General features: G+C 62.8%; 23 protein-coding genes, 1 tRNA gene and 1 pseudogene. 6 read left to right on the top strand and 19 right to left on the bottom strand.

Features of this window, described 5'->3' with window-relative positions; translation table 11 throughout:
- Nucleotides 1-143: 143 nt before the first annotated feature.
- The gene (locus G3545_RS12160) at nt 144-1,151 is read right to left on the bottom strand and encodes an SH3 domain-containing protein (protein WP_206151424.1); all 1,008 of its coding nucleotides are present in this window, start codon (nt 1,149-1,151) and stop codon (nt 144-146) included.
- Between the two features lie 200 nt (nt 1,152-1,351).
- Here G3545_RS12160 and G3545_RS12165 point away from each other — a divergent pair, with 200 nt between their 5' ends.
- Nucleotides 1,352-2,158, top strand: a complete 807-nt coding sequence (locus G3545_RS12165) for an undecaprenyl-diphosphate phosphatase (RefSeq protein ID WP_170012893.1) — start codon at nt 1,352-1,354, stop codon at nt 2,156-2,158.
- Nucleotides 2,159-2,334: 176 nt separating this feature from the next.
- Here G3545_RS12165 and G3545_RS12170 read toward each other — a convergent pair whose 3' ends face one another.
- Nucleotides 2,335-3,360, bottom strand: a complete 1,026-nt coding sequence (locus tag G3545_RS12170) for a complex I NDUFA9 subunit family protein (protein ID WP_170012895.1) — start codon at nt 3,358-3,360, stop codon at nt 2,335-2,337.
- Nucleotides 3,361-3,613: 253 nt separating this feature from the next.
- On the opposite strand from G3545_RS12170, the gene G3545_RS12175 reads away from it, so the two are divergent.
- Nucleotides 3,614-3,698 (top strand) — tRNA-Leu (locus tag G3545_RS12175).
- A gap of 8 nt (nt 3,699-3,706) precedes the next feature.
- Here the strand turns inward: G3545_RS12175 and G3545_RS12180 are convergent.
- From G3545_RS12180 to G3545_RS12215, 8 genes are all read right to left on the bottom strand, one after another.
- Nucleotides 3,707-4,708, bottom strand: a complete 1,002-nt coding sequence (locus G3545_RS12180) for a tyrosine-type recombinase/integrase (RefSeq protein ID WP_246702801.1) — start codon at nt 4,706-4,708, stop codon at nt 3,707-3,709.
- Nucleotides 4,709-4,812: 104 nt separating this feature from the next.
- The gene (locus G3545_RS12185; protein WP_170012900.1) at nt 4,813-5,010 is read right to left on the bottom strand and encodes a hypothetical protein; all 198 of its coding nucleotides are present in this window, start codon (nt 5,008-5,010) and stop codon (nt 4,813-4,815) included.
- Between the two features lie 2 nt (nt 5,011-5,012).
- Complete coding sequence (locus G3545_RS12190; RefSeq protein WP_170012902.1) at nt 5,013-5,225, bottom strand: hypothetical protein; 213 nt, start codon at nt 5,223-5,225, stop codon at nt 5,013-5,015.
- Nucleotides 5,225-7,057, bottom strand: coding sequence for a prohead protease/major capsid protein fusion protein (locus tag G3545_RS12195; protein WP_170012904.1), 1,833 nt, complete (start codon nt 7,055-7,057; stop codon nt 5,225-5,227). The genes G3545_RS12190 and G3545_RS12195 overlap by 1 nt, the downstream gene beginning before the upstream one ends.
- The gene (locus G3545_RS12200; protein WP_170012906.1) at nt 7,054-8,469 is read right to left on the bottom strand and encodes a phage portal protein; all 1,416 of its coding nucleotides are present in this window, start codon (nt 8,467-8,469) and stop codon (nt 7,054-7,056) included. Before G3545_RS12200 ends, G3545_RS12195 begins: the two co-directional genes overlap by 4 nt.
- The gene (locus tag G3545_RS12205; RefSeq protein WP_170012908.1) at nt 8,466-8,990 is read right to left on the bottom strand and encodes a hypothetical protein; all 525 of its coding nucleotides are present in this window, start codon (nt 8,988-8,990) and stop codon (nt 8,466-8,468) included. The genes G3545_RS12200 and G3545_RS12205 overlap by 4 nt, the downstream gene beginning before the upstream one ends.
- A 96-nt stretch (nt 8,991-9,086) precedes the next feature.
- Nucleotides 9,087-9,515: a hypothetical protein gene (locus G3545_RS12210; protein WP_170008854.1), complete on the bottom strand. Its 429-nt coding sequence runs from the start codon at nt 9,513-9,515 to the stop codon at nt 9,087-9,089.
- Nucleotides 9,512-10,057 carry a hypothetical protein gene (locus G3545_RS12215; RefSeq protein ID WP_170012910.1) on the bottom strand — a complete coding sequence of 182 codons (546 nt, stop codon included), beginning with the start codon at nt 10,055-10,057 and terminating at the stop codon, nt 9,512-9,514. Before G3545_RS12215 ends, G3545_RS12210 begins: the two co-directional genes overlap by 4 nt.
- 80 nt (nt 10,058-10,137) lie before the next feature.
- Here G3545_RS12215 and G3545_RS29690 point away from each other — a divergent pair, with 80 nt between their 5' ends.
- Entirely contained in the window at nt 10,138-10,419 is a 282-nt protein-coding gene (locus G3545_RS29690) for a transcriptional regulator (RefSeq protein ID WP_246702802.1), read from the top strand.
- Nucleotides 10,416-11,153, top strand: a complete 738-nt coding sequence (locus G3545_RS12220; RefSeq protein WP_170012912.1) for a hypothetical protein — start codon at nt 10,416-10,418, stop codon at nt 11,151-11,153. Before G3545_RS29690 ends, G3545_RS12220 begins: the two co-directional genes overlap by 4 nt.
- Nucleotides 11,154-11,213: 60 nt before the next feature.
- Here G3545_RS12220 and G3545_RS12225 read toward each other — a convergent pair whose 3' ends face one another.
- From G3545_RS12225 to G3545_RS12260, 9 genes and pseudogenes are all read right to left on the bottom strand, one after another.
- The gene (locus G3545_RS12225; RefSeq protein WP_170012914.1) at nt 11,214-15,011 is read right to left on the bottom strand and encodes an SIR2 family protein; all 3,798 of its coding nucleotides are present in this window, start codon (nt 15,009-15,011) and stop codon (nt 11,214-11,216) included.
- Nucleotides 15,012-15,182: 171 nt separating this feature from the next.
- Nucleotides 15,183-16,724, bottom strand: a complete 1,542-nt coding sequence (locus G3545_RS12230; RefSeq protein WP_170012916.1) for a hypothetical protein — start codon at nt 16,722-16,724, stop codon at nt 15,183-15,185.
- 56 nt (nt 16,725-16,780) lie between these two features.
- A complete protein-coding gene (locus tag G3545_RS12235; protein WP_170012918.1) occupies nt 16,781-18,661 on the bottom strand; it encodes a phage terminase large subunit family protein in 1,881 nt (626 codons plus the stop codon).
- A complete protein-coding gene (locus G3545_RS12240) occupies nt 18,651-18,971 on the bottom strand; it encodes a hypothetical protein (protein ID WP_170012920.1) in 321 nt (106 codons plus the stop codon). Before G3545_RS12240 ends, G3545_RS12235 begins: the two co-directional genes overlap by 11 nt.
- Entirely contained in the window at nt 18,961-19,260 is a 300-nt protein-coding gene (locus G3545_RS12245) for a hypothetical protein (protein ID WP_170012922.1), read from the bottom strand. Before G3545_RS12245 ends, G3545_RS12240 begins: the two co-directional genes overlap by 11 nt.
- Before the next feature lie 14 nt (nt 19,261-19,274).
- The gene (locus G3545_RS12250) at nt 19,275-19,823 is read right to left on the bottom strand and encodes a hypothetical protein (RefSeq protein ID WP_170012924.1); all 549 of its coding nucleotides are present in this window, start codon (nt 19,821-19,823) and stop codon (nt 19,275-19,277) included.
- Nucleotides 19,824-20,223: 400 nt separating this feature from the next.
- On the bottom strand, nt 20,224-21,591 hold the full coding sequence (locus G3545_RS12255; protein ID WP_246702803.1) for a virulence-associated E family protein: 1,368 nt from the start codon (nt 21,589-21,591) through the stop codon (nt 20,224-20,226).
- Between the two features lie 482 nt (nt 21,592-22,073).
- Nucleotides 22,074-22,185 (bottom strand): annotated as a pseudogene (locus G3545_RS29695) (IS3 family transposase); the annotation flags it as partial.
- Between the two features lie 186 nt (nt 22,186-22,371).
- A complete protein-coding gene (locus G3545_RS12260; protein WP_170012926.1) occupies nt 22,372-23,523 on the bottom strand; it encodes a hypothetical protein in 1,152 nt (383 codons plus the stop codon).
- An 822-nt stretch (nt 23,524-24,345) separates the two neighbouring features.
- On the opposite strand from G3545_RS12260, the gene G3545_RS12265 reads away from it, so the two are divergent.
- Together G3545_RS12265 and G3545_RS12270 are read left to right on the top strand one after the other, a co-directional pair.
- Nucleotides 24,346-25,425, top strand: a complete 1,080-nt coding sequence (locus G3545_RS12265; protein WP_170012928.1) for an ABC transporter substrate-binding protein — start codon at nt 24,346-24,348, stop codon at nt 25,423-25,425.
- Between the two features lie 30 nt (nt 25,426-25,455).
- Nucleotides 25,456-26,046 carry a thioredoxin family protein gene (locus G3545_RS12270; RefSeq protein ID WP_170012930.1) on the top strand — a complete coding sequence of 197 codons (591 nt, stop codon included), beginning with the start codon at nt 25,456-25,458 and terminating at the stop codon, nt 26,044-26,046.
- The last annotated feature ends 16 nt before the right edge of the window (nt 26,047-26,062 follow it).

A 26,062-nucleotide genomic window follows, 5' to 3' on the forward strand; every position in this document is an offset into this window, starting at 1 on the left:
CTATACGAGAGCGCGCGCAATATCAAGGGTTGGAACGGTGCAAGGTTCATCATGCCGTCATCCCCGGGCTTGTCCCGGGGATCCACGTCCTTGACGAGTGTACGACCGTGGATGGCCGGGACAAGCCCGGCCATGACGTCGTTTCAGCGCGGCTGCGGGCAGTTCGCGCCGACCTGGCACTGCTGGCCGCGACGGTCGCCGCCGCCCTGGCCGCCACCGCCATAACCACCGCCACCCTGGCCGCCGCCGGAGTATTGCGGGGGCCGGCCACCGCCGCCTCCACCGCCATTCCCGCCACCGCCGCCGCCGTTCCATTGCGGCGGACGCCCGCCGCCGGAACCACCCTGGCCGCCGCCACCGCCGCTCCACTGCGGCGGCCTGCCGCCATTGGGGCCGCCCTGGCCGCCACCGCCGCCATTCCACTGCGGGGGCCGTCCGTTACCCGGACCACCCTGGCCTGGGCCACCGCCCCATTGCGGCGGCTTGCCGCCCGACGGGGGCTTACCGGGGCCAGGACCGCCCCAGCCAGGGCCACCGGGACCGTTACCGGGACCGCCACCGCCCCACTGCGGCGGCTTGCCGCCACCCGGAGGCCGGCCCGGACCAGGACCACCCCAGCCGGGACCATTACCCGGGCCATTGCCCCAGCCGGGACCACCGCCCGGAGGCCGGCCTGGCCCGGGGCCGCCACCCCAATGCGGCGGCGGCTTGCCGTGGCCGTTCCAGCCACCGCCGCCCCAGCCCGGCGGGCGCGAGGGACCCCAGCGGTCATAGCCGGAATACCAGGAGCGGCCGCGATAATAGCGGCCCCAATAATCATTGAAGCTGAAGGTCACGATCGGCAGCCCGATATAGGGCGCGTATTCCGGCACCATCACGCGCCGGCCCTGATAGGAATATTCGAGGAAATCGCCGGCGACCCAGCCGCGATTGCCGTTCCAGTCGACATCGCACCAGGAGGTGTCGGACAGGCAGCCGAAGATCTCCAGCGGCATGCCGGAGCCGAGCACCACAACGGGCGGATATTGCACGCCCGGTCCCGAGCGCAGATTGACGTTGGTCGTCACATAGCCCGGCGCCGCCTGCGCCACGGCGGCTCCCATCATCAGAGCGAGGGAGGCGCCCAAGCCCGCCGCCAGAAGCCTTCTCATGAAATTCTCCACACCGTGCGTCCGTATGCGCACGCATAACACGCCGACACCTGATTGGTGTCCGGCTCCGCGGCGGATTCGTGTCGTGGTGGTGTCCCCGCCGCGCCGAAACCGCGGAATCACGACGTTGCGTCACGTTGCCTGCGCCCGGCGAACCGGACAGGATGCGCGCGCCCCTCCTCCCGCCCCGGATCCCATTCATGTCGTTCGGCAACCTGCTCGAAGCCTTCCTGCTTGGCCTGCTCGAAGGCGTCACCGAATTCCTGCCAGTTTCCTCGACGGGTCACATCCTGCTTGCCGGGCATTTCCTCGGCTTCGAGAGCACCGGCAAGACCTTCGAAGTGCTGATCCAGCTCGGCGCCATCCTCGCCATCATCACCGTCTATTTCCAGCGCTTCTGGCACGTGCTGGTGACCCTGCCCTCCAGCAAGCGCTCGCAGAATTTCGTGCTCGGCATTCTCATCGCCTTCCTGCCGGCAGCGGTGATCGGCGCGCTCGCGCACGACTTCATCAAGACCGTGCTGTTCGAATCACCGGCACTGATCTGCGTGATGCTGATCCTCGGTGGCATCGTACTGCTGTGGGTCGACACGCTGACCTTCAAACCGCGGCATACCGACGCCATGGCGCTGCCGCCCTTCCTCGCCTTCAAGATCGGCCTCGCGCAGTGCCTCGCCATGGTGCCCGGCGTCTCGCGCTCGGGCTCGACCATCGTCGGCGGCATGCTGATGGGGCTGAGCAAGCCGGCGGCGGCGGAGTTCTCGTTCTTCCTCGCCTTGCCGACCATGGGCGGCGCCTTCGCCTATGACCTGTTCAAGAGCCGCCACGACCTCTCCATGGATGACGGGCTGCTGATCGTGGTCGGCTTCGTCACCGCCTTCATCGCCGCGGTGGTGGTGGTGCGCGGGCTGCTCGCCTTCGTCTCCCGCCACGGCCTCACCCCGTTCGGCTGGTGGCGCATCGCGGTCGGCGGCATCGGGCTGGTGGCCCTGGCGCTGGTGGGGTGAGGATTCAATAGCTGCGCGTCATCCCGACCCGCAACCATCAAGCGTCATCCCGGCCGCAGCGCAGCGAAGAGCCGGGATCGTAGGAAGATGAAGAGCGTTTGCGCGATCCCGGATACGGCCTCACGGCCGTTCCGGGATGACGTCTTGAACCAATGCCGGGATGACGCCCTAAGGGCTCACGCCTCTTCCGGCTTGGAAAACTGGCCGGCCTTGCGGTAGCGCCAGAGATAGGACGGCAGGATCGCGCCGAGCGCGGTCGGCCGTACGCCGAGCCCTTCCAACGTACGCCCTTCGGCCTTCGCCGCCTCGGACACCACATTGTCGTGCGCCAGCAGCTTCACCTGATCGCGGGTTAGCATCGGCTTCGGCAGCATCTCCAGGAACATCGCCTGGAACTTCGCGATCCCGAAGGGCAGCGGCAGCAGGACGCGCTGGCGGCCGATCTCGGACAGCGTCAGCTCCAGCAGTTCCTTGAAGCTGCGCACTTCCGGCCCGCCCAGCTCATAGATGGTGCCGGGCTTGGCCTGCGCGTCCACCATCTTGACGAACGCGCTCGCGACATCGCCGACGAACACCGGCTGGAAGCGGGTCTCGCCGCCGCCGATCAGCGGCAGGATCGGCGAGAGCCGGGACATGGCGGCGAAGCGGTTGAAGAAATCGTCTTCCGGCCCGAACACGATGGACGGGCGCACGATGACGGCCTCGGGCACGGCTGCGAGCACCGCCTCCTCGCCCTGCGCCTTGGTCTGCGCATAGACCGAATCGGAACTGGCATTGGCGCCGATGGCCGAGCCATGGATCATGCGGGCGCCGACTTCGCGTGCCGCCAGCGCCACCTGCCTGGCGCCGAAGGCCTGCACCGCGTCGAAGCGCTGGCGGCCGCCTTCCGCGAGGATGCCGACCAGATTGATGATGACTTCCGAGCCTTCGGCCGCGCGCAGCACCGAAGCCGGATAGCGCAGATTGGCCTGCACCGCGGTAACCTGCCCGACGGCGCCGAGCGGCTGGAGATGGCCGGCGAGGTCCGGCCGGCGCACCGCGACACGCACGCGCCAGCCTTGCTTGGCCAGCGAGCGCACCACATGGCGGCCGATGAAGCCGGAGCCGCCATAGATGGTGACCAGCCGGCTCATCGGCGCGGCGCGCGGTTCGGTGATCTCGTCGGCGAGCGGCGGCTCGGGCGGAATGGAATCATCGACCATGGCATTCTCCCGGCGCGGCTAGTCGTGACGGTGGCGCTCCTGCCGCGACGATTAGCGCGGCGCTGCGGCAGCGTCCAGCGCCGCCCTCGGGGAGCGCCGATAGGACGCAACGGCGCGGCCTCGCGGCCCTCCCCGGGTGGCGTCGCATGATACGCTTTTTACGCGGTTCCGGTGGATTGACGACATTCCCGTCATTTCCTGTGCGAACCCTCGTTGACAAGCCGACCACCCGCCGACTATGAACGCGGCCCGTGCCCAGGTGGCGGAATTGGTAGACGCGCTGGTTTCAGGTACCAGTGGGTAACACCGTGGAGGTTCGAGTCCTCTCCTGGGCACCACTCATTTATCAACCTCCCGATTTCTTTGAGGTTTTAGGCCCGCCGCCCGTACCAGAACGCATGGTGCGGGCGTTTTTGTTCTTGGACTGTTTCGGCATCAGCAGCTTCGCCGCCTCCTCCGCCAGCCGCTTGCGATCTGCGGCGCGGGTGTAGTGCGTTGCCATTTTTCCGGTCGACCATCCGAACAGCGCCATAAGCTGACGATCTGACGCGCCATTCTCTGCCGCCCGAGTCGCACCAGCCTTCCGCAAGCCGTGCGCCGAACCTGGGCAGCCCGCGACTGTGCAGGCTTCCCGAAACCAGTTTCCGAAGCTCTCTTTCACGAAGGGTTGCCCGCGCTCGGTAATAAGGAACGTGAGTTCACCGACCTTCGTCGCAGCGATGGAAGCGGCGAGCACAGGCAGCACCGGTAGGATCACCTGTTCGCCGGTCTTCTCGGTGCGGAGCGTGAGAAGCCCGTCACGGACGTGCTGGCGGCCAAGCCGCACGGCGTCGCCCCGGCGTAGCCCAGTGTAGAGAAGGATATCGAAAGCGAGCCTCTGGCGCGTTCCGGTCCTCCAATGGGACTCGAACCGGGACACTTCCTCCTCTGTCCACGTATGGAAACCGATGTCGTCATTCTCCCCCTTCAGCGTCTTCACGCCGAGGCAGGGATTGACCTTAACTAGCTGCCCGTCGCCAGATGCCCACTCGAAGAAGCCGCGCATGGCCTTCAGAAAGTTGTTCGCCGCATGGGGCTTGCTGGACCGACGTTCGCGGCCCGCGATAATGGTCTTCTGTGTGATGCTCGACACCAACTCGTCGCCGGCGGACTTCACTACCTGATGGAAGACGTTCTCCCGTTGCCGCCGCGTCGCAGGCGCGAGCGCAGCCCAGGCCGAGCTGGCACGATAACGATCGATGCCCCAGCGCAGCGAGCCAACCTTACCGCCTTTCTTAGCCGGCGCCGTCCCCGTCAACGCGGCATTATATTCAGCCCAGAATTCCGGAGTGTCATAGATCGCACGCAAGCGGATGCGCGGCCCGTGTCCGCGCCTGACGTACCAGACGGCTACGCCATGCCGAGACTCCTCACGGTGCAAATGTGGCGGGCGCGTTTTTGGCATGGCTCACCTCACAGCACGATCTCACGTTCCGGTTCAGTATTCTGGCCGGAGACGATGCGGGCGCCCTGCCCGTCCAGCGGGGCGATAACGATGGTGCCGTCGGGGCGAGCCTCGACCTGCGCTTCCTTCTGCATTCCTGCGGCCTTCACTGCGCGCAGGGCGCGGGCGAGGTCTGCCTGAGTGATCTTGGCTCCGACGCGCGGCATCCTCAAAGCCCCTTGCTGGAGTTGAAGTAGATGAGTTTCGGCGGGGCTGATGCCCCGCCGATCTGGCGCTCGAGGTCAGCGATCGCGGCGACGAGTTCGGCATCGCTGCGGAACTCGTGCTCCCGGCCATCCGAGTAGCGCAGGCGCCGGATGCCCGACGCGCGAGCAGCGCGAAGCTTCTCCAGGCGTTCCTGCAGGGTCGCCGCATCCGCCATCACACACCGCCCGCGTTCTGGTAGAGGCCGCGGAAGTCGATGGCGCCGCAACCAAAGTCGAGGCCGGCGGCGACTTTCACCGCCCGGGTATCGAAGTCGATCTCGGTGCGGATCTGCGGCCCCTCAGCGCCGGAGACGTAGCCATAGACAATGGAGGGTGCCGTCGCCGGGTCCGCCATGATGTACCAGTAGGTACCGGTGATGTTGCCGTCGATCACCAGTTCCATGGTGCCGGCCCAAGGGTTCACATCGCCAGACTTCGCGGCGGTGATGGCGGCGAGCACCTGGCGGCCACGCAGCTCCGTGTCCGGCCCTACCACCAGGAAGCGCGGCACCAGGTTGAGAGCGAGGCCGTCGAGACTCTTTTGCTTGCGCAGCGCCGACACCGCCACCGAGATCGATGTCACGTCGATCGAGGTGCCGGACGCGGCCTTGTTGCCGTGATTGGCGTGGAAGAGAGTGATTCCGTCCGACAGCGCCGGATTGGTCGAGAGGATGCCATACACCCGCGCATTCTCATCGGAGGCGGCGCGGATCGCGATCATCGACGAGAAGTCCGCCAGGGCGGACAGGTCGTCATTGATGAGCGCGCGCCGGCCGACGGCGATGCCGGTGTTCAGCTCTTTGGCGCGGACCATCTCGCGGTTCTCCGAGATGGTGCCGTACTTGATCCCGCCGCTCTCCGGTGTCTCCTTGAATTCGGGGAAGTCACCAATGCGCAGGAAGCTGTGGTCGCGGAAGTCGTTGAAGGAACGCCGTGCCGCCCACTGCCGATAGGTCGGCGCCGCCGCCTGGTAGTTGGCGAGCAGGCTCTTGTTGGCGGCGTCCGCCAGCAGCAGCGGGAAGTCCGAGGTGGAGTGCGCGCCGACGGCACGCTCCATCAGGGCATTCTGGTCGCGCAGGTTCACCCGGTCGCCGCGGGCGTGCGCCAGGTCGCCGATCATGTCGAGGACGCGATACCCGGCGAACTCGCGGGCACGGCCCTCGATCTTGCAGCGGCCCGGCGCCAGGCGGTGCGCGAGCGCATCGCCCATGGCCGAGCGGATGGAAGCCGGGTCATTGTGGTCGACGATGATCGCCGGCGCCGCGGTGCGGATGGTCTGCAGCGGGGCAGAGCGGCTTTGCATCGCCGCGAAGGCGGCGGCACGGGCGGCGTCGGCGGTGGCGCCGGCGTCGATCTGGCTGTCGGTCCAGCCCTGGTCGAGGCCGGCGACGGTGGCGATGGAGCGGATCTCCGCATGGATGGCTGCCCGTTCCGCGGCAGCCGGCTGGTTGGGGGGCGGCGCGGCGGCCGGGGTGGGAACCGGCGCGGGCGCCGGTTCGGGGCTGACCGTCATGTGATGGCTCCTGATGCCTGCATGCGGATCGGCGGGGACGACGACGAGGCTGGCCTCGATCAGGTCGAAGCGCTCGGCCACCTTCTCGCGGCGGCCGGTCTTCGGATTGGTGCGCTCGGACCAGGTGCGCACCGCATAGCCGATGGAGACGCCGAAGGTGGCGCCGTCGGTCAGCTCGGCGGCGATGCGCTGGGAGCGGGGATTGTGGCGAGAGAGCGTGGCGCGCCCCAGGAGGTCCCCGCCGACCACACGAAGGGTGTCGACGCTCCCAAGCTGGCGGTCCACGCTCTCCCTTCCATGGCTGTCGAGCAGCGGCACACGAGCGGGCCAGCCGGGCTGCGACAGCGAGAGGATCTCGTCATAGGCGCCGCGGGCATCCCAGCGCTCGACGGCGGCGCCGGCGGAGAGCACCGCTTCGAAGGTCCAGGTGTCCGCATTCCAGCTCGTCGCAGGCAGCGATGAGCGGCGGGTGATGATCTCGGCGGGTGCGTTCACGCTGCGGCTCCTTCCGTTTCGAGTTCGTCAGAAGCGGCCGGCGCCGGCAGCGCGGTCGGGGCAGCACCTCCGGCGGTAAAGGCGAGGCCGAGCGTCTTTGCCCGGGCCTGGTCAGCGGCGATCTCGGTGTCGAGCGCCTCGATATCCATGCCGCGGGAGGCCACGGCCTCGCGCCGGCTCATTAGCCCGGCGCCGATGGCGTCGATCTCGGCCTTCACGTCCTTGCTGGGGTCGACCCATTGCTGCCTTGGGCAGATCCAGCGCACCGCAAGTACTGCGGCGAACTCGCCTTCGATGCGGCTGGCGAGCAGCTCCAGCGTCACCCATCGACGCCAGATCGGCCGCAGCGCCTGGAACACGATGACATTGTGCTGGACCATCTCGATCCGGCGCCGCCACTCGACGAGGCCAGCGCGGATCGAGGAATAGTTCACGGCGGACAGGTCGCCGGTCAAAATCTCGTAGGGCAGGCCGAGCGCCGCGGCGATCTCGTGCAGCGTGATCTTGGCGAAGCTGTTGGCCTCTTCGGCAATCGCCGGCGGGTCGGAGAAGCGCACATCCTTGCCGGGCGGCAGCACCACCATGGCACCGGGCTCGAGGCTGCCGATCAGAGCCGAGCCGTCCTGCTCGCCGTCGAACGGCACGGCGCCGTCGACCGAGGTGACGAAGCCGGTGACGAGCGCGCCGACTTTCTGGCGCATGATCTGGGCGCCGTGCCATTCGTCCAGTTCGGCGAGGCGCACCAGCGCCGGGGCGAACCACGAGACGCCGCGCACCTGGCCGGGGAAATCCGTGCGGAACAGATGCACCACGTCCTCGGCCGGCACCCGCACGGGGGTCAGCGGCAGGCCAAGCCCAAGCTCGGGGCGATCCTTGAAAATGTGGTAGGCGACGCGGGTGCCGAAGGCGTCGAACTCGATGCCATTGACTATGCGCCCGCCGTTCGGCAGCGGCCGGGTCAGCGCGGCGTCAACCTGTTCCGGATGCAGCACGCGGAGGCGCAGGCCGGCGGGCGCGTTGATGAGCAGGGCGAAGCTCTCGCCATCGATCACCATGCCGCGGACCATCAGCGCCGTGAGGGCGTAAAAGTCACCCACACCGTCGGCATCGGCCTCATCGGTCCATGCCAGCCAGCGAGCGGCAATCACCGCCTTCACCGTCGGCACGATGCCGGTGCCGATGAGCGCCGCCGCCCAGGCCTCGACCGCGGCCGCCGCATAGGCGTTGTTCGCCACCAGGCTGCGCGCCCGGTAGCTCAGCGGCGCCCGGGCCGCCTGCGCCGCCGAATGCTGGTTGCGCATCGCGCTCCAGCCCAACGCGCGCCGGCCGGACGAGGCGCCCTCATAGGAACGACTCCACCAGGGCTTGGCAGCCTTGGCGCGGTTGAACAAGGTGGAGAGGAAGCCGCTCATTCCGCTGCCCTCCTCTCAACGATGACGACCTGGCGAGGTGCGAGGCGGGCGATCTCCTCGCCCAGCGACTTGCAGTCGATGACAATGCACGAGGCCGTCTTGCCCTCCTTGTCGCGTTGCGCGATCCACTCTTCGACTCGGCCGGCGCGGACGATGTCGCCGTCGCGGGCCACGATCAGGAATCGCGCTAGGCGCGAGCCATGGAGGCCGACAAAGGGCGCATCCTCCTTGGCGCACGAAGCAATCTCAGCGAAGGTCTCAACCAGGGGAGCGGCGGCACCCGCCGCGATGACGGCGTCGCCGACGGCGACGCCCTGTGCGGTCAAATCGCGCAAGGTGATGAGATAACCGATGTCGAGCGCACCGAAGACGCCGCGGCGGCCCACCATCTTGGTCTTGAGTAGACCGCGACGCCGCCAGTCGCGCATGACGACCTGGGCAATGCCGGTAATGGCTTCGACCTCGGGGGCCTCAAACGTCTCGCGGTGTATGATGATCTGAGTGGGGCGGGTCGGCGTCATGTGTGAGTCCTCACGTACAACGCCTTTATGACACGCGGTAGGCGACGTGTGAAGCCCCACGTCAAACTTTTCCGCGAGCCGAGAGAGAAAGCGGCTCTATCCCAGATAGTTAACCGGCTCAGAGCCGTCGTGCTCTTCTTCAAAATCGACGGCGGTGAGGGAATAAATCGCTGATTCGCTCTCGCCTGGGCTCCAGCCGAGCGAGGGCTCGCTATCGGCATCCGGCTCGTCATCGCCCTCGTCCGGCTCGCAGCCGTCGTGCTCGTCCTCGAAGTCGTGATTTAGCGGGATGCGTGAGCAGTCACCGTCGAGATCGCTACCGCGCCAGCCGGTGCCGATGCCGGTCCAGCCCAACTCCGGCTCGTGCCAATCGCCGTCGTTGTCCAGCTCGGGGTCATGGTTCTCGAGATCCGGATCGCCATCGATTTCGTCGAGGATGGCGAGCAGGCTCTCGATCGCTGCCTCGGCGCGCATGCGGAGTCGCTGACGCTCCACCATGACGAACTCGCGTACGGTGTGCTTCATGTCCGCGCCTCCGCCGCCAAGCTCTCGATCTCCCGCAGCAGGCCGATGACGCTGAGCACGTCTCCATCTAGCGCTTCCTCGGCCACGTCGATGTAGTCGGCCGGCCGGATGCATTCCCAGAACACGACCCGCGCCTTGGCGTGCAGCCCGGCGTACGAGCGGGCCGGAATAGCGGCGATCTGCTCGGCGAGACGCCGCAATACATCCACCGCCGCAACATTGGCGTCGGCCGCCACATCGAAGCCGGTGCGGGCGCAGTGCCACTCATAGGTGGCTAGGTCGAACTTGATGCCGGCCGCCTCGATTGCCGCAAAGGTTGCCTTCTCCAGCCGGTCGCTTTCCTTCCAGAGCGGCACCCAGGCTGCGTGCTGGCGGTCGAACGCCTCGCCGAGGCGGATCAGCTCGGCGTCAGGGTGCGGCTCGGGTGTCAGCGCGAAGGCCGCCGCAGGCAAGGCCACACCCGCCACGCCCAGCGCTAGTGTGCGCAACGCCGCGCGCCGGTTTGGAATACACGTCTCCCGTTCGCGAACATGGTGGCACATGCGCGTGCTCCGTTGATTGAAATCATCAATGCTGATAGTTTTCGCTCAGTCACGATTGTTGTCAATAGGTTTCGATTAAAGTGAGCGAAAACGATCATATAACGGGCCGACAGATTGCCGCGGGACGAGTGCTCGCGGGACTTGGACAATCGGAGTTAGCGGCCGCTGCATCAATCTCGGTTCCCACCCTTAGGCGGATGGAAGCGAGTAGCGGTCTGGCAACTGGTCTGGTTAATAATGTTGCTGCGGTCAGGCGTGCGCTCGAGGCGGCAGGAGTCATTTTCGTCGATGAAAATGGCGAAGGGCCTGGCGTACGACTCAAAAAACAAAACCAGGATATTTTTGGGAGTCGACTAGTTTGACCACGTTTCCCAAACGCACGGTGCTTTCCGCATTATCCGAGAATATCGATCTATTATTATACGAATCGTATTTAAGCGCATGTCGGAGAAACTTTTCTCTATCGGTTCATTTGTCGATAACGTGTCGTGAGGAGTGTTCAAAGTTCCTAATTACGTTCTGTGAAGAATATCTTCCAACTGAGGTTTTCAGAAGACGTTTTCAACATCTACATAAATACAAAGTTGCCAGCGCGCACTGGTTTATACTCGGCGGTATATCAGTCATATACTCAATAGACCGGGCCTCTGGCGAGTTTGGCACTGAAGCTCGCGGCGACATAAGAGCACTCGTTGACTACCTTCCCGCAGTAGTTGGCTGGAATAATCCAAACAGTGCCGCCACGGCGATAATGAGCGTACTAGAATCCAAGGATGACGCTGGACGAGAGCTTGAATTTAAAGAAAAATACTCTGATACAGAGCGCGATCGCGTGCAATCGATTTACGTCGACTATGATGAAAAACTCAATATTATTTCTAGTCCATCAGATATGACGTTTGATCGCGCAAGAAAATATCTTCACGAGGCAAAATTATGTCGAGAGATCGCGTCGTTTTTGATGGCGGATATATTTGATATTCACAGTTTTGTAAGATGTTTGCCGAGGAGCGAAAGAATAAAAGTGCAAGACGACGCCAACAGGTTGATATCTGCAATTAGAAGACCAAAAGGACGGGTGGATAGTGTTTCGTAGGGAGGTGCTGCAAAATTCGGTGCTGAAGTCAGAACCTCGACATCTCGGACCGAGGCGAGCCTATTGTTCCTGGCGTCTACGAAGCTCGGACAGTCGTGCGTCTGCCGCGGTCTCAGGGTTTTCGGCCAGAATTTCGATAATTGAGCCAACCTTGTAAGGCCATTGCCGGGTGTCCTCGGCTAAAATTGCCCAAAGAAGGTCGAGCATTGCCGCAGGATAACGACGGGCGGGGTGATCTTCGCCGATTTCTTGCAGTGCGAATGAATGCATGCCGGAACCTCTAATTGGCACCAGCCGCGGTACGATCATCTTTGTGACATCTGGCATCAAATTGCCGGAAGATATTATGAGTTCGGCCAGCCGCTCCGACAGGCGGGCGCTTCGCAGCGCGCGCTGTCGAGGCCAGACGTCGTGAAAGAAGGGGACAACACGTCCGCGCCAGTGCTCGTTACCTTCGGTCGACCACCGTTCAAGGTGCCAAAGCGTCTGCGTGCGGAGATCATCGTCACCCTGGATGAGCACTTCACGTAACTCGATGTCGGTGATCAGGGGTTCGACATGTCCGCCGGCAGGTTCCGAGCCCCACGCAGACAGCAGGATTCCTGCAATAACATTGTCGTGGTCACTGCTCTGCCGTTTTAGTATCGCCCGAGCCAGTAGTCCTGTCTTCAGATGAGGGAAAAGGTCGTACCGAGGCATTCGAGCGGCCCAGAGCACCCCACTCCAGAAGGCATCTCCATCGTTGCCCGGTGCATCTGCAAAAGGCAGCAGTGCCTTTAAGGTCCAAGCGGGATCTACCCAGAATAGCCATGTCACCTGATGGCTCATCAACACAAGGGCATAACGACCCAGATCGCCGGGAATTCCTAGCAGTTGGTCGACTCGCACTATCCAATCTACGGGAAAGCCAGCGCCCACGCCGAGATCCTCCTTAGCAGGATCCTTCAGCAGTAAGTCGACCAGGCGGCCAATCGGTGAATTTAGAGCCTCACCTGCCCAACTTCGGTTTGGCTTTGCCGGCCGCTCGGAAGCGTTGGCCACTGATGCTAGGACTATTTGTGGCCACAGCTCGGGCAGAACATCAGAAGCGTCTCCATAAAGACGATCGCTAATCTGAATCATCCATTCCGTGACGGGATAAACCACTTTCCCAAGTTCATCCGTAGGTAGCCGCCCAAGTCGTCGCGCTATGGTTCGGATCATTCGTTCAGAATCGTGCTTGCGCTCCTCAGCATGCAGGAAGTCTATCCACGGCTGCCGGGGAGCCTCACCTCGTCGGCCAGCGAGTGTCAGCGCGCCGAGTGCACGGGCCGGTCGAAGCGATGCCAATCCTCGAAATGGCACGCGTGTCACTGCACGTCGAAAATCAGGTCCTGCCATTTCGTCGGCCCGGGCCAAGATCTCCGAAAGCGCGACATCAACGAGGCCAGTTGGATCCGCATCCTCATCAATCTGTCGAACGACGACCATATTGGCCTCGGCAGCCGCGTCGCCCACCTCGGTAGTCCAACCGGGCACGGCCAGTCGAAGTGGCGCCATTTCGGCGCCAACGTCAAAACTGAATTCAACGCCACTTCTGGATAACCAATAAAGTCGGTTGAGACGGTCGATGGCAGCGGCCTGCTCAGCCCCGCCGGGGAAATCCGGACCCCACGGATAAGAGCCCGTTCGCAGACGGCCCTCAATTGCCATCCGTGCATCGAGAGCGATTTCCGTCCAGCGATCGCGAAGAGCGTAAAGAAGATCTCGCTCCTGCGCGGAGCCCCAGAACACGTCGTCCGGCAGGTCTAGGAATATTTGAGCCGCTTCATCTGCGGGAATAAACTCACGAGACGCTGCCCAAATGCGCAGCCGAGCAAATATGTATCTATCCGTAGTCGACCAAGTTCGGACCTCCGCCCGTGCAGTTGTAGGATCAAATGTTGCCCAGCTGGCCATCAGTTTCTGGAATGCAATGATGGGCCCCGTGATCCCGTACGTGTCCTCATTGAGATCTGCCGCGCCGTCGTCAGCGCGGCTAGTCTGTAGATATACGCGGTCGTTTCCAGTGATCTCTTTCTCTAGAGAAATCGCCAACTCTAAGTTTTGTCGGAAGAGAGACACGGCGTAGGAAATATGTTCATCCGGTATATCGAGCCCCCGATGCGCGCGCGGATAGTTAACATTCACCGATATAACTGATTCGGGAACGTCAACATCCCAAAGCAGCGGATGACGAATACCTATTGGACGTTGAACTTGGAGTCTCGGCTTATGGATGTCAGCGTACTCACGTACTGTCGACGGGGTCCAGCCTTCAAACCTTATTCTTGCATCGAGACGGTAGTGGACGTGGTTCGGCTCCTCCCGTTGATCATTCAAGGCGTAGAACAGCTGCCTCCAACCGCGGCGGACACCTTCTGAAAAGCGATCGGCGTCATAACGAAGCGCGTCTTCAATCTGCTTCTGGAGCCTCGGATGTAGCTTCTGTTGGTCAGCCGCCCACCAAAGCACCAATGGCTTGTGCGCGATCTCGCCAATCCACGTCGCCAAGCTTGAGAGCCGCGACGGGAGTTCGACGATGGCGTGAGCTCCGCTTCCTCGCAACACCCCGATGACGGCTTCCTTGCTGTTGCTGAGATCCATCTCGTTAGGGAGGAACGCATCCCATGCTTCATCGGGTGGCTTTCTCGGGCTGAAGGCGTTTTCATCGGACGTCGGTTCGGGTCGGACGTCGAAGTCGAGACCAAGTGAGTCAAATGGGTCGATGAACTCTGTGGTTGAATCGTAGGGATCCTTTCGGACGCGCGGTGCGTAGCGCTCCTTCGGATCGAGCGCGAGCAGCCATTCCGCGGGTATTGTGGGTCGAGCTGATGCGATACGGCTTGCGCCGTCGATGGTTGATAGAACACTTGCGATCTGGCCTCGGCCATGCGGGTCGAGCACGGCCGGGCCTGGCAGCGCTTGCTCTATGAGCCCCGCATGCCAAGCTCGAATGTTGCGCGCACGCTCAGCCCAAGCGGAGAGGGTGTTCCACAGTGGTAAGTATCCGTTGCGGCCGTCGAAAGCGATTGCACGGACCCCGCGGTGCTCCCAAAGAGCTGCCGCTTCACCAGTATCGCCCTCCTGAAAGGCAAACAGTCTATTTCTGCTGCCAGGGTTCAAATTTAGCGCCTCGAGCAAGTATTGCATTGGCGGGTCGTCCGCGGAATAACCAAGAAAGCAGATTTGATATCTAGCCATCAGAGTTTGTATAAAGCGGGTGCCCCAACCGTCTGATAGATAGGCCCTGCCAAAATCGGCGCCCGATACAACAAACTCATCATCATGAGGGAGCGAGTACGTGGGGTCGACGCGCCCATGCAAGTGCACAATACCGCGGAAATCACGGTCACTCCTCGGGTCGGGCAACCGGGGTGGACCGGATGATGGAAGACCGGGCTCGCACTCTTCAAAGAGAAGATCGAAATTGGTCGTTACGAGTCGCGTAATTCCGGCCTGTGAAGTCGCCAACGCAAGCAGGGTCCGGTGCGCATCGAGGGCATAGCCATGTGGCGGACGAATCGCCTCCGCTATCGCGGCATGGACATCCGCCACTTCAAACTCGCGTTCTAGTAGGCTAAATACGCGGTCGGTCGCCAGCAGGCCACCGACGCCGGCCATTCGCCCCATTTCAAGCGCTTTTTGAAGCAATCTTCGCGCTGCGCTGGTCTGAGAAGACCCAAGGATTCGGAGGGCCTCGCGGGCGAGACTCTCGAAATTGGGTAGGCGTGCATTCTGCTGTGAGATTCCGGCCCCGCAAAAGAATATCACGTCGCCCTTGTCGCGAGCGATGATCAGGTCCTCAGGTACATCCGGGCCGTCTTGTACAAAGCGCATTGTAGGTGCAGTAAGCCCGCCAGCTGCCGGTTAGTCTATGGGGGGCTAATCATTTTCCACTACGTTAAGGAGTGGCCACCTCGCATAATTGCGGCTCCGTCGAGCGGCATGTCTCATGAGTTTCTGTGCGCCGCTCACGAGTCATTCATTGAAGATGGTCAGAAGCGGTGATCACTCTCTTGTCCTCTTGGGCGCCTCCAGCAATCTCCGTAAATCTCCGACATTAAGTAAATGCGTAGTGCCGGAGCTCAACTGTTCGACATATCGATCGTAATCTTTCGACATCATTTTTCGATCGGACGCAGTTGTATTTTCCAGGACGTACGATTCAACGGTATCCTGCTTGCTGGTCGTTAAAGATCGGAGGTTGGTATTCAAGGCAATGTCTTGAGTCACGCGACGCGATGCGATCTGATAGAAGGTGTAGGTTCCAACATCTATTGTATAAAAATACATTAATACATCGAATGGAGCATCGCTAGCAGGGGAGATGATCTCGCCCTCGATACGAAAGTGTGTAGCATTTGATATATCTGAGAATGTCTTAAGGCCGCTTGCTTCGCAAAGTTGCCGTATAGTGATTTTCGCCCGTTCATGCCCAGGAAACGTAGCAAGTAGTCTCAGTCCAGAGGCAAGTTCGCGGACATCGAATTTGGACGCGGGGGTTTTGCGCGAAAGGGTGCCCCAAAGTGTGCGCTTACCGTCGACCCAAGCCTGCAAGTCAACAGGGCCAGCCTGAAGCCAGGTAACTAAAGAAGCGTAATTAATAAGTGTCTTTATATCGTACTCAGCCTGTAAATCGACAATTAGCTGAAAATCAAATTGTAATCCCGGCTTCCAAATTATCTCCAAAAACTCTGCGGAAAAGCGAAAATATTGCTCGTCTGGAGGCCTGTGAGTTAATCCGTCGTTATAGATATGGCCATTTAGAACAATAACCTCTGAATCGCGAGAACTGCGAAGTCTTATCTCGACCGAGGCGGCGGGCTCGGGCGTGACGCGCAAAGTGCCAAATGATAAGTCGAAGCTGGGTGAAGCAAGTGCTATTCCGAAGCGGTGCTCGGTGAAGGTAAACTTATTAAGCGCGAGTCCATTGCCTAAACCGAGAAGGTTGCGGATGATTTCTTGTTCGCTTGCAGCCGAGATTGTAACTTGAGCAATCCCATAGCCGTCCTCGAAGCCGGCACTCTCTGTAAAGTTCGTCTTAGCCGTCTCATAGCTTTGACCGACGTCATCAATGGATTGCTGCATCCACTCGATCAGATTATCGCCTTTTTCATCTGCCGGATCAAATTGGATGGTAATAAAACTTCTGTTTAGAGCTCGGCCCTCATTTTCGGCGGAGCGGACAGCCTGAAGTGTGCGGTATATCAAGTCCGTCCAAACATGAGTTGCAAAAATTCTAGGTCGCCGTGAACCGTTTGGTAGCGCAAATAGCACAATGAACCAGGGCTGTGTCGATTTTGCTGCGCGAAGTGCATTAGTTAATTTGATGCGAGACTTAAGAAGACGGCCCTTCGTCGATTTCACCTGCACGTAGGCGACAGAGTGTGGGGGGCTGCGATCGGCGGGCCCAAAGAATTTCTTCGTCGGAAATTCAATCAAGCGATCCCAGCCACTTTCGTCCTCATCGACAGCATGGCACAGCGCTCCAGCGTCCGCAGCAAGCTGCTGAAGTTCAGTTTCGGCATATCGCGGAAGGCGCTTTATCATCGGAGTCCGTCTCAAACAAATCCGCGAACAAGATATTCAGTTCGATGCATACTGCGCTAGCCTATCCAGTGTGACCGAACCACAGTTGGCGCTTTCTGCTCGTCGATGTCCGACTGTGTTTCCGGACTGCCGTCTGAGCGCGCTCCCGCCGCCTCAGCCCGCCCCACGATCTCGTGAAGGCTCATACCCGCGGCGTAGAGCCCATGCAGAGCGGCCGTGGCGTAGACCCGACAATCGAGCGGTTCATTTCGAACACCTGGATCCGGCACCCACTCCAACCGTGCTACGCCGCGCGTCCAGCGGCGCACCGGCCGCTCCGCCACGATCCCCTGAAACCAGAGATAGTCGCGGTCGTCCGGCCAATGGCAGGCGCCGGCGCCGCCGTCACTGATGCGCAGGCGGGTGAGCAGGCCATGCTTGAGCGTGTCGACGCCGACGATGTGCACCGGGGACAAGCCCGCCCGACGCAGCTTCGGTGGGCGCTTCGGCCAGACAGGCACGCCTGGGCCCCCGCGGCCCTTGATCGCCCAGACCCGGCGGTTGAGCCGCTCGGCGGAGAACTGCATCACCATGTCGGTGCGATGCCCGCCCGAATCTACGGCCGTCGCCAGCACCGGAAGGTCGGGGATGGCCTTGGGATGGCGGAAGCGGCGCAGCAGCAGGCGATCGAGGGCACGCCAGACGTCCGGCCTCGAGGTGTCGCCATGGACGATCTCATAGTCGAGTGACCAGGATTCCTCGCCGCGGCCCCAGCCGACGAATTCCACCTCGATGCGATCGTCCTGGGTGTCGACGCCGGCGGTGATGGCGACCACGCCAGCCGGTAGCAGCTCGGTCCATGGCTGTTCGCACTCCTCGCCACGGCTCTGCAGCGCGTCCGGCGCCAGCGGGGCGGTGTCGCGGTCCTCATAGGGCTCGCCGAGCTTCAGATTGGTCCAGGCCTTCAGCCGGACGTGGTCGCGCTTGGAGGCGAGGAAATCGACGGCGATCTCGCCCCAGCTCTCGAAGGGTGAATAGAGCGCCGAGAGGTGGAAGCCGGCGGTGAGGCCGTCCGCCTCCGCCGTCGGCCGCCACTGGCCTTGCGCCAGCATCGCCGGCTTGTCGGCCTCTTCGATGACGCCGCCGCAGGCTTCGCAGGCATAGAACGCCTTGCGCGGTTCGCCCTCCGGCCAGGTCACGCCGCGCCAGGCCAGCGCCTGGTAGGTCTCGCAGTGCGGGCAGGGCACGAAGTAGCGCCGCTGGTCGCTCTCGGCATAGGCCTTCTCGATGCGGGATATACCCGCCTCGGTCGGCGTCGAGATCAGGAACACCTTGCGCCGGCCGCGGAAGGTGACGGTGCGCTGCACCGCCAGCGCTACCGGATCGCCTTCGCCGTCAGCATCCGCCGGGAACGCGTCCACCTCGTCGAGCACCAGGTAGCGCGCCGGCGTCGAGCGCAGGCCCGTCGCCGAGTTGGCGCCGGTCATCACCAGCGCGCCGCCGGGGAATTCCTTGAGCCCGACCGTGTTGCCGGGATCCTTGGCGCGGGCCGGGGCAATCTTGGCCCGCAGCGCCGGCGTGCCGTCGATGAGCGGCTCGATGCGGGTCCGCGAGTTCCGCCGCACCATGTCGATCGAGGGCCACACCGCGAGGATCAGGCCTGGCGCATGGGCGATCCAATAGCCGATGGCGTTCAGTCCGGCTTCGGTGCCGCCGGTCTGCGCGCCCTTCATCAGCACTACCCGCTCGATGGGGGAGGCCGTGGACAGGCAATCCATGATCTCGCCGAGGTACGGCACCCGCGAGGTGCGCCAAGGGCCCGGCTCGGCGTTGGTGCCCGGCAGGATGCGGTGCGCGTCGGCCCATTCGGTGACGGTGAGCTGCGGCTCAGGCTTCAGCCCAGCCCGCCAGGCGGCGTCGACCAGCTCGGCGGTGAGGCTGGCGAGGTCAGTCACCATGGTGCTCCTCCCGATAGGCGATGAAGCGCAGGACATCCGCCAGATGAGACGGATAGGTCGGGTCGCCGACGACCTCGGCTTGCCGCAGGAAAAAGATGACGTCGATAAAGTCAGAGGTGCTGACGTCCGGCCTTGCCGCGTCGAACGCGACCTCTTTCGACACCTCCCAGAACTCTGAGCGCTCAAGCACCCAGACGCGCTCGCCCTGGGCAGCGAAGCGCTCGCGCAGCCGGTCCATGGCGGCCAGAACCTCGCTCATGCGGATGGTTCGGAGTTCGTCGCCCTCGTAGGTCACGGTTTCAATCCGCACGATCGAGCTCCTTTGTGCCGAGATAGCGGGGGACAGATGCGAGCTTGTAGGCGAACACTCCCGGGGAACCCTCGGCGAGATGAAGCTCGCCCAGGTAGCTAAGATCCTCCTCGAGATCCCCGACGCCCAACTTTTCCGGGTAGGGGCAGTCGGCAGACTGCTCACCAAGCAACACTTCCCAGTACCAGGTCTGCTTCTCGGTGAGAGTGACGTGCTCATAGCGGGCGAGCGACGTGCGAAGGGCATCCATCGCAGCCAGGATGTCCTTCACCGGAATTACACCGCTCATATCTCGCCCCGTCATCATTCGTCCCTGCCGGCGGTATCAAACGCGCCGAGCGGCAAGCTGGCGAGCAGAATAAGTTGGGCGCGGACCAAGCGATCGAGCGCGGCAACCACGCCGGCGAGGTCCGCGCCGGTGCTGGCGGCGATCTCCGGCGCCGCTCGGTTCACCCAGCCGATCCAGGCGTCGCGCTCGGCCCGGGCGCGGCTCTCGATAGTGCGCAGCGTGGCGGCGCGGTCGATGAGTTGGCCGCCCATGCGCTCGGCCTTCAACCGCGAGATCTCGGCCTCGGAGGCGTCGCGTAGCGCCCTTGGCGACACCAGAGCCGGCGAGAGTAGCGGAGTGTCGAGCGAAGCGCGCCGGCGATTGGGGTCGACGTTCTCGGCCACCCACGCCCGGCCGCGCTCGACATGAATGCGCCCGTTCGGCTCGACAGGAAGTCCGCCGGCGATGAGCTGGGACACGCGGCCCGGCGAGACGCCGAGCAGCTCGGCGAAACCCTTCTTCGACAGGGTCTCGGCCAGCTTGCCGGTGTCGGCAAAGAGGGTGGAGCTATGCAGATCCTGCATCCTCAACCCTTCCTCAAGCCGGGAACTTTAGGGCTCAAATCCGCCTCGTCTAGCGAACTCGAGCGCTTACGCCGCCCGTATACGTCCTCGGCCGGGAGGACCCTGGCCAGCCTTCGCAGGTCGGCCTCGATCTCCGACTTGGCCTCGTGGAAGGCCTCGGGGTCCCGGTGCGATGGGGAGAGGTAGCGGACCCGGTCAGCAAGCCCGGCCAGGAAGGTCGAGAGAGGGACTTCCTCCCCGCCTGCTTCTGACGGACTCTGACGCACTGACGCACTCTGACACAGATCCCTATAGAGGGGAGCGCGTGCGCGCGTGCGCACACGCATAGGGGTCATATAGAGAAGTGCGTCGGCGTGCGTCAGTGCGTCAGGGTGTGTCAGAACGGAAGCGCGATTGCGTTTCATCGAGCCGCTCCATGCTGCGGGATATACCAGCGCTCGCCCGCACTGCCTCGCGGGCCTCGGCTCCAGCCAAGCCGTTCAAGGCACGCGATAATCCGCCGTTGGTCGGCGGTGCCGATGCGTCCGGTATCTATGCCCAGGCCATAGATGGCAGCGTCCTTGACCGTCACCCGGGGTTGCCCGGCCAGCCAGGCCGCGATGATCTCCTCCCATGCGTCACTCTCGAAGCGCGCCTCCTGTTCTGGCTTGATGTGCTCGCGCTCGAATGCGGCCGACGGCCACCACTTCTGGCCCTCGCCATAGAGGTGCACCGCTTCGGCGAAGAGCTGGTCGCGATCGCGCTCCAGCGCCGCCGGGTGGATGGTGCCGACCTTCACCGGCCAGTAGCGCCGCCCGCCGGTCTCGTCCCGCAGGTACGCCGCCTTGTTGGTGGTGCCGATGAAGACGCATTGCCGTGGCAGCGTCACCTCGATGCGTCCATAGGGCGGGCGGAAGCGCTCCACCGCGCGGGTGATGAAGGCTTTCAGCGCCGCATCCTCGGCGCGGCTGATGGCCGACAGCTCGGCAATCTCGATCAGCCACTTACCCTTGAGGTGCAGGCTGACATCCTTGCCGCCGGTCACATCGGGCATGTTGTCGGAGAACCACTCGCCGCCCAGGATGCGGCAGGCGGTCGACTTCATGGCGCCCTGCATGCCCTCGAGGACAAGCATGTAGTCGGCCTTGCAGCCTGGCTCGAAGATCCGCGCCACCATGGCCACGAGGAACATGCGGCCGATCTGCGAGGCATAGAGCGTGTTCTCGCAGCCGAGGTAGCTGTGCAGCCAGGTCGCCACCCGCGGCGTGCCATCCCAGGGCAGGCTCTCCAGATAGTCGCGCACCGGATGGAAGGCGCGCTCATGCGCCCGGATATCGACGGCCTGGTGCGTGGTGTCCTTGCCGAGCCGGCCGAGACCAGCTTGCTGGAGATATTCTTGCAGCCGGTTCACATCGGTGTCGCGGACCGGCCGCGGCGCGAAGTCGTCATCGGTCAGCGCCAGCGGGTTCTCCGCCGACGGCACGGGCGCCTCCAGCATGATTGCCGTCTGCATCTCGTCATAGGTGAACAAGTTGGACAGCGCCGGGTCGCACCGCAGCGCGTGCGCGGCGTTCGCCAGATTGCCGAGCGGCTGACCCCTTTCGTCCTTGATGCAGTCGGCCAGCCAGCCGGAGTAAGGCTCCTTTTTCGGCCTGCGAGGCCGCGTGGACTGCCCACGCCGACGGTCGCGCGCCGGCCCGGCGCCGGCTTCCTCAGCGGCGAGTGGGGGCATCGGATCGACGATGTTCGCGATCAATTCGAAAGGGTCATCCGGGGGAAGCGTGTTCACAGCCCCTCCCCTCGGCACAGAATTGCGCAAGGGCGGCACTGAAAATTCGCTAGGAAAAACAAGCCCAGCCGAAACGCCCTCACGCGGGCGTAAGTCTTAGAAGGAGAACAGGTGTCCCCTACACTCTCCTGGGCACCATTACTTCCGAATTGCGTTTAATCGCAGGAAGCTAAGCCTTTTCAGAGCGTTGCGCTTGCCCGACTGTGCTACAAGGGTGTGCAACAATGCTCTACCGGATGGTTCGCCCCGTGAACCGAAAAGGCACGCGAAACCCCAATATCTGCGACGCATACCCTTGCTGTGCTGCCTCGCGTGGTGGGGACGCGCCTAGCCCTTCCGGTCGGCGACGCGGCAGTCCCGCTTACGGTCTCTCAGAAAGCACGCAGCATTCGGGTCTCAACGAGGACCGCCGAGATTAAGAGGCGGCAAGCTGCGATCGACAGTTACTTGGAGAATGTGTGGAAGGCGAACCAAGCAGAGGAGCTTGCTTCACTAACCACGAAACAGGCGCACGCGTTGGCGGTCTTCATCCCCCGCCTCGTGCTCCTTCAGCACCGAGATGATCTGCTCCTCGACGAAACGGCTGCGCCGCATGGCCCTCCTCCTGATCGGGACCCAACTTATCCGTGGCCGGAATTCAGGGGAGCACGTCACACGTCACTGCGTGCCGGTGCTTTGACCGCACGTCTCGTTTGGCTTGATTCAGCACGCTGTGAACCCGGCGGATGGGCACCGAGGTTCGATACGCTTACCAAGAGCTGCACAAATGGCTCTTCTGCCTCATCTCTCGAACGCGCATGCCATGCTCGGCAATATGCAGCCATGGCCGGGACAGACTCGCATGCCGGGTGGGCACGAAGGTGTGGGTGTGGGATCACTGCTGAAGCACGCCCCCACATCCTCGAAACCAAACGAGACATTCTCGCCGCACCGTCTACCCCACTGATTCATGGTGCAGAAGCGGACTGTGACCACCTCGCCATCGGAAGCTCCGAGCGCCTTCCCATCAACCCACCATGCGCCCGGCTCGGAAATACCTGAGACGGCCCAAGTACCGCCACTCATAAGCCTCTGCATGAGAACTCGCTCATCGTCTCGAAGCACAGTCACGCCGGCGCACGTGCAGTGGATCCGCATTTCGCACTTCGAGGTGCAGTTGCACGTTGATAAAGGAACGGCCGGGCGGGCACCCTTCGAGAACACCATGACGAAGTCGGAGCCCCTCAGAGCCGCTCTTAGGCCGAGATAGGGAATCTGGGTATCCTCGTTCTGGAACACTTGGCGCAGGCCGTTAGCCTTGTCATGAATTTTCTGATTGGTATCGGGTAGGCCGAACTCGTCCGACGAAAGGGGAGTGGTGCTCTCGTTCAGTTTACGCTCCCCAGCGCGAAGTTTCTGAGCAATGAGATCGCCGGCGAGGGGCACGCCGTCCAAACTCGAAACGAGCCGCGCATCCTCGAAGCCAAGATGGCCTGAGAGCAGTGATATCGGACCCCGCGCACCCGGTTGAGCAAACTCTAATCTTGTATCAAACTGGAGGGTCATCCGAAGCACTACCGTGAAGGTTCCCAGAATGATCGGGCGGGTCCATTGAGAAAAGGGAGCAACCGGCGTGAACGAGAACATATTACCAGAAATAATATACTTGAGATCTAAGCGATTAGGGAACATCGGCGGAGTTCGACCCCGCAACTCTCCCGTATTTGTCAAGCCGCACGACCATTCGCTCATGTCGATTTCCTGCTGAATGCCATCCCTAATCTTTGAGCAGACATCAGCGATCTTACTAAGCCACCCAGCCTGAACTCGTTCAGAAAGCGGCCCGGTGATTTCCTCCGTCGGCACCGCGATGGCTTGCGGAAGGTCGGGGCTGTCCAATTCGACTTTTACTGTACCTGCCCAATTGTCGAGATAGGCCTCAGAGTCGGCCAACGCGCCTGAGGCCAAATAACAGGCGGCTAAGGCAATTATCAGCAATATTGCTACGATATTAGGTCTTTTCCTAAGCATAGGATCATGCCCATACGTGCTTTGGAGCGCCGAAAGGTCCAGACGATCCGCTCTACGGCCTTGAATACCTTACACGCAAGACTTCCGACTGTACATCATCATCATCCTTTAGGGAATATCCGAAGCCTATCTCCTCGTGCAGGTAGTCGACGCTGGCGTCACCTTAGCCATCTCAATAATCGCAACATGCGCGCCCGTACTTCAGAGCGTTTTCGCATGTAGACTCTACCTTCCCTCATCAGTTTGACGGTCGAACCGCAGGAGGCGTGAGGAACGCTTAATGGGCGGTTCGCGCCTGAGACGCTCAATGACTTCAATCATGGGCCGCAAGGGCCAGCTTGCCGCCCGTACTTGAAGTGACCCTAATGCCCTCCCCGATGCCCCCACACTGCGATTGCTGGGCCGGGGAGCCTGAGGTCGGCATTCTCACGCTCACCTGCGGACTTCGTCGGGGTGCATGCGGAAAGGCTAAGCCCCCGGGTCAAGCCCGGGGATGTGGGCCATTGCGAATTGCAGGGCAGCCTCTCTGGCCGGCGCGCCTGCGTGATCGACACCATCAGAAGACTGAACGCGCGCCCCTCGCGGTACGGCAAGCGTCATTCGTATATTTTCTACTGTATCTATAGAAAATGTTGACTTCGACGAATTTGAAGGGATGATGACGGGGACATTCCCGTCCGGACCACGCCTGCGCAGAGCCGTGGCGCCGGGCTTCCGATGAACCGCCTTCGCAGGAACCCGCTCATGTCCAACGCCTCGCCGGTAAAAGCCCTACGCGCCCTCCTGATCGCCGCCGCGACCGCGGTGGTCGCGCTCTCCTCGCTGCCCGCACATGCCGAGACGCCGCCCTCCGTCATTCGCCTTGCCGGCCAGGGCAATGCCGCCGGCAAGCCCTATGGCTCGGCGGTGATCGGCGTGGTGCGCGCCAAGGAATATCTGGAGAAGGAATTTGCCAAGGATGGCGTGAAGATCGAGTGGCAGTTCCCGCGCGGCACCGGCCCGGCGATCAATGAGGCGCTGGCCAATGGCCAGGCCGACTTCGCCAATTATGGCGGCCTGCCGAACATTGTCGGCCGCGGCGCCGGGTTGCGCACCAAGGTGCTGGCCTCCTACGGCACCAACCCCTCCTATCTCGTCGCCCGGCCGGACGCCAAGGTGGAGAAGCTGGCCGATCTCAAGGGCAAGAAGATCGCCGTCTCGCGCGGCACCATCAACGAGTTGGCGCTCAACCGCGTGCTGGCGCAGGGCGGCCTCACCGAGAAGGACGTCACCATCTTCGACCTGCAGAGCGCAGACCAGGTGTCCGCCGTCTCCTCGGGCGATGTCGATGCCGTGCTCGGCGGCAACAACCTTCTGACCCTGGTCGACAACGGCACGGTGAAGACGGTCTATTCCACCAAGGGCAGCCCGGCGCCGGGCAGCCTGTTCGGCTCCTTCATCGTCACCGAGGAGTTCGCCAAGAAATACCCGGAGACGACAAGGCGCGTGGTGAAGGCCCTCGTCGAAGCCGCCGCCTTCGCCTCGGATGAGAAGAACCGCGAGGCCGTGCTCGACATCTGGGCGCTCACCGGCGTGCCGCGCGACGCCCTCGCCAAGGATTTCGCCGGCGACAAGCTGGCCGACCGGCTGAACCCGCTGCTGGACGATTTCTACCGCTCCAACATCACCAATGGCGTGAAGTTTGCGGTCGACAACAAGCTGATCAAGGCCTCGTTCGATGTGAACCAGTGGGTCGATCCCAGCTATCTCGACGCCGCTATCAAGGAGCTGAAGATCGAGGGCGTGTGGAAGCCGCGCGATGCCTCGGGCAATCCGCAGAGCTGAGCCGCCGCATCCGATCCGAAGGAGCCCGACATGCCCTTGACCGAAGCCAACCCCGTTCGCCTCGGCGCGCCCGCGCCCGACTTCGCGCTGCCCGACACCAATGGCCGCGTGCATCGCCTGGGTGATTTCGATGCCGCGCCGGCCTTGCTGGTGGCGTTCATCTCCAACACCTGCCCGTTCGTGGTGCATATCAGCGAGGGGTTCGCGCGCTTCGCCCGCGACTTCGCCGATCGCGGCCTCGCCGTGGTGGCGATCAACGCCAATGACGACGCCACGCGCCCGGACGAGAACCTCGCCGCGCTCGGCCTTGAGGCGGCGCGGGCCGGCTATGGCTTCCCGTATCTGAAAGATGCCGGCCAGGAGGTCGCCCGCGCCTATGGCGCCGCCTGCACGCCCGACCTGTTCCTCTATGACCGCGACCGGCGCCTCGCCTATCACGGCCAGTTCGACGACAGCCGGCCGAAGAACGACAAGCCGTTGACCGGCGTGGACCTGCGCGCCGCCGTCGTGGCGCTGCTGGCCGGCGGCCGACCGGCAGAGACGCAGGTGCGCTCCATCGGCTGCAACATCAAATGGCGCCCCGGCAATGAGCCGGCCGTCGAAGGATCGGCGGCGGCCTGATCCGGGCGGGCACCAT

The sequence above is a fragment of the Starkeya sp. ORNL1 genome (assembly GCF_012971745.1).
Classification (GTDB): Bacteria; Pseudomonadota; Alphaproteobacteria; order Rhizobiales; family Xanthobacteraceae; genus Ancylobacter.

Excerpts from the sequence above, each read along its gene's own strand:
- G3545_RS12160 (WP_206151424.1), bottom strand. The coding sequence starts at position 1,151 with ATGAGAAGGCTTCTGGCGGCGGGCTTGGGCGCCTCCCTCGCTCTGATG.
- G3545_RS12165 (WP_170012893.1), top strand. The coding sequence starts at position 1,352 with ATGTCGTTCGGCAACCTGCTCGAAGCCTTCCTGCTTGGCCTGCTCGAA.
- G3545_RS12170 (WP_170012895.1), bottom strand. The coding sequence starts at position 3,360 with ATGGTCGATGATTCCATTCCGCCCGAGCCGCCGCTCGCCGACGAGATC.
- G3545_RS12185 (WP_170012900.1), bottom strand. The coding sequence starts at position 5,010 with ATGCCGCGCGTCGGAGCCAAGATCACTCAGGCAGACCTCGCCCGCGCC.
- G3545_RS12190 (WP_170012902.1), bottom strand. The coding sequence starts at position 5,225 with ATGGCGGATGCGGCGACCCTGCAGGAACGCCTGGAGAAGCTTCGCGCT.
- G3545_RS12200 (WP_170012906.1), bottom strand. The coding sequence starts at position 8,469 with ATGAGCGGCTTCCTCTCCACCTTGTTCAACCGCGCCAAGGCTGCCAAG.
- G3545_RS12205 (WP_170012908.1), bottom strand. The coding sequence starts at position 8,990 with ATGACGCCGACCCGCCCCACTCAGATCATCATACACCGCGAGACGTTT.
- G3545_RS12210 (WP_170008854.1), bottom strand. The coding sequence starts at position 9,515 with ATGAAGCACACCGTACGCGAGTTCGTCATGGTGGAGCGTCAGCGACTC.
- G3545_RS12215 (WP_170012910.1), bottom strand. The coding sequence starts at position 10,057 with ATGTGCCACCATGTTCGCGAACGGGAGACGTGTATTCCAAACCGGCGC.
- G3545_RS12225 (WP_170012914.1), bottom strand. The coding sequence starts at position 15,011 with ATGCGCTTTGTACAAGACGGCCCGGATGTACCTGAGGACCTGATCATC.
- G3545_RS12230 (WP_170012916.1), bottom strand. The coding sequence starts at position 16,724 with ATGATAAAGCGCCTTCCGCGATATGCCGAAACTGAACTTCAGCAGCTT.
- G3545_RS12235 (WP_170012918.1), bottom strand. The coding sequence starts at position 18,661 with ATGGTGACTGACCTCGCCAGCCTCACCGCCGAGCTGGTCGACGCCGCC.
- G3545_RS12245 (WP_170012922.1), bottom strand. The coding sequence starts at position 19,260 with ATGAGCGGTGTAATTCCGGTGAAGGACATCCTGGCTGCGATGGATGCC.
- G3545_RS12250 (WP_170012924.1), bottom strand. The coding sequence starts at position 19,823 with ATGCAGGATCTGCATAGCTCCACCCTCTTTGCCGACACCGGCAAGCTG.
- G3545_RS12265 (WP_170012928.1), top strand. The coding sequence starts at position 24,346 with ATGTCCAACGCCTCGCCGGTAAAAGCCCTACGCGCCCTCCTGATCGCC.
- G3545_RS12270 (WP_170012930.1), top strand. The coding sequence starts at position 25,456 with ATGCCCTTGACCGAAGCCAACCCCGTTCGCCTCGGCGCGCCCGCGCCC.